Origin of the sequence: Kitasatospora sp. NPDC085895, from assembly GCF_040702125.1 — a bacterium.
In the GTDB taxonomy this organism is placed as follows: domain Bacteria; phylum Actinomycetota; class Actinomycetes; order Streptomycetales; family Streptomycetaceae; genus Kitasatospora; species Kitasatospora arboriphila.
On record NZ_JBFBJY010000212.1, the window covers coordinates 1 to 2,328 of the forward strand.

Below are 2,328 nucleotides of genomic sequence, written 5' to 3' on the forward strand. Positions count from 1 at the left end.
CCCAGGCCCTCCATCACGTCCATCTCACCGTCGGTCGGCCAGCTCTGGCCGTCCGTCCAGAAGGCCGGCCAGTTGGAGATCTTGCCGCCGCTGCCGGGCAGGTAGATCCGGGCCTCGAAGGCGCCGTAGGTGAACTGCGCCTTGCCGTTGCTCTGCACCATGCCCGAGGTGTACGGGAAGGAGGTGCCGTTCGCCGTCGCGGCCTTCGGCGTGGCCGTCAGGTGCAGGCTGCCGCCGCTGACGGTCGCCTGCGAGGGCGCGTAGGCGGCCTTCTCGTAGGAGTTCACGGGCGGGGTGGTGCAGGTCGCGCAGCCGAGCCAGTTGGCCGTCCACTTGGCGGAGTCGACCGAGGTGCCGTTGAAGTCGTCGGCGAAGACCTGGCGCCAGCTGCCGGTGATGCCGAGCGGGCCGCCGCTGCTGGGCACGGTGGTCGGCGTAGTGGTGGTGGTCGGAGTGGGGCTTGTCGAGGGGATTGGGGTCGGGACCGGGGTTGGGGTCGGTGGGGCCGAGGTGGCTGGCGCGGACGGCGGGGGGCTCGGTGTCCCAGTGTTGCCGGTGGAGGTGAATGCCTTCTTCGGCGCCAGGTTGTGCCAGACGTTGTTCGCCTTGTAGGCGACGAACACGGTGTAAGCGCCGGCCGGGAAGGTCCGGCTTTGGGGTGTGAAGGTCTGCTGCGCCGAGGTCAGCGTGGTCGGGATCGCGCCGGGAAAGTCGTAGTTGGCGCCGCTGGCGGAGCGGACCGCGACGGTCAGCGCCTGCACGGCCATCCGCTGGGTGGCGTGCACCTTGGCGGTGGCGGTCACCGCAGTGTCGCTGGTCGATAAAGAAGAACTGAGCGTCAGCGAGTCGACGACGACGGGGTCGGGCGAGCGGTGCGGGGCGGCCCAGGCTGCGGTGCCGGTTCCGATGGCGGTGACGGCGAGCCCGAGAGCGGCGGCCCGGCGGGCGGTCAGTCGGGTGGTGCGGCGGTGCTTGGAGTTTTGGGGCATGAGGGAACCTTTCATCCCCCCGCGCGGACGTGGTCCGCCCTTCCGAGACCGGAAGGGCGGACCGCTCAGCGCCAGAGCCTGCGCGCCCCCACAGCCGCCGCGCAAGCCCCTATGCCGGCCCGAGCCGAGCCGAGACGACGCGTGAATGCCCCAAGTCCCCGATGAATGAGGGTGGGCGGAGACCGGTGTGATGTCGGCTACACCAGACCCATGTCGACCTGGTGCCATGAGCTGGCTCATGGTGCGGTACGGCGTATCTGCGTCTGGATTCCGCATCGCCCTGTCAGCCGGGCATCCGGGACGGTGCGGACCCCTGTCGCCCGGCGGCCAGAGACCGGGGCCACCCGATTCCCGATGGCGGTGCTGCGGCACTTCTGCTGCTGCCTCGTACGGCATGTCCCGCGGTTCCCGGTTATCGGTCTCCTGTGGCGCCAGGGCTCCGGCATAGTCGCGACTTGCCCGGATTGTCCGAACCTTCTCGGCTGACTCTGGAAGCGAGCCTCGCAGCTCAGCTGCGTCCGGCCGGCTCGGAAGTCAGGGGACAACTCAGGCATTCCGCGACCTTGCCGGGGCCCTGCCTGTGGCGCGGGCCGGGGTTCGCTGCCGCCGTCGAGTGCGGGGTGGTCAGGTGGTGCTGATGCCGCGTTCCTGGGCGAGGATGTGGAGGTCGTAGCGGTTGACGTGGTCGGGGTTGGTCAGGTCGATGGTGCGGATGCCCTCGGCCTCGAGCCGCTGGTTGATCTGGTCGAAGTGTGCGCGTACCAGGGCTTTTTCGGCGTCCTGGGTGCGGCCCTTGTGGGGTTTGCCGGCGTGTTCCAGGCTGGCGTAGTTGACCTTGTCCCGCCCGGCCGCCACAGGCCTGGCCGTGGCCGTCGCGGCAGGGACGTAAGCGCGTTTGGCCGTGCGCAGGATCTGAGGCATGGGAGTGTCGGTGGCGAGAGCGTCGAATCTGATCTTTTGGTTTCGGGGTGACTACGGTGGGGTGAGCACGAGGCCGGTCTCGGCGATGAAGCCGTCGAGCAGGTCGGGGCGGTATTGCATCCGCTTGAGCCGGGTGCGGACGAGTGCCGCGAGCTGGTCGAGGGTGCGGGCGGCCAGGTTGCCCAGAGACTTCTTCAGGTGGGCCCATACGCCCTCGGCCGGGTTCAGGTCCGGCGCGTATGGCGGCAGGTGGAAGACGGTCAGCCAGCTGCTGCGGGCGGCCAACAGCTCGCGCATCGCCGCGTCCGTGTGCTGGGTGGAGTTGATGCCCCTATGGTTCGTCAAGCCGTTCGGGGTGCAGGCAGCGGTAGTGGCGAGGCGGACAGGCAGCGGTGGATCTCTCGGGCAACGTATCGCT

The 2,328-nt window shown here is 69.4% G+C and carries 3 protein-coding genes; all 3 read right to left on the bottom strand.

What is annotated here, in order from left to right:
* Window positions 1-989, bottom strand: a 989-nt coding sequence (locus tag AB0442_RS42260) for a glycoside hydrolase family 16 protein (protein ID WP_366168816.1), incomplete at its 3' end; no start/stop codon positions are given.
* Window positions 990-1,613: 624 nt separating this feature from the next.
* Window positions 1,614-1,910, bottom strand: coding sequence for a hypothetical protein (locus tag AB0442_RS42265; RefSeq protein ID WP_366168817.1), 297 nt, complete (start codon window positions 1,908-1,910; stop codon window positions 1,614-1,616).
* 51 nt (window positions 1,911-1,961) lie between these two features.
* The gene (locus AB0442_RS42270; RefSeq protein ID WP_366168818.1) at window positions 1,962-2,255 is read right to left on the bottom strand and encodes a transposase; all 294 of its coding nucleotides are present in this window, start codon (window positions 2,253-2,255) and stop codon (window positions 1,962-1,964) included.
* Between the last annotated feature and the right edge of the window lie 73 nt (window positions 2,256-2,328).

Excerpts from the sequence above, each read along its gene's own strand:
- AB0442_RS42265 (WP_366168817.1), bottom strand. The coding sequence starts at position 1,910 with ATGCCTCAGATCCTGCGCACGGCCAAACGCGCTTACGTCCCTGCCGCG.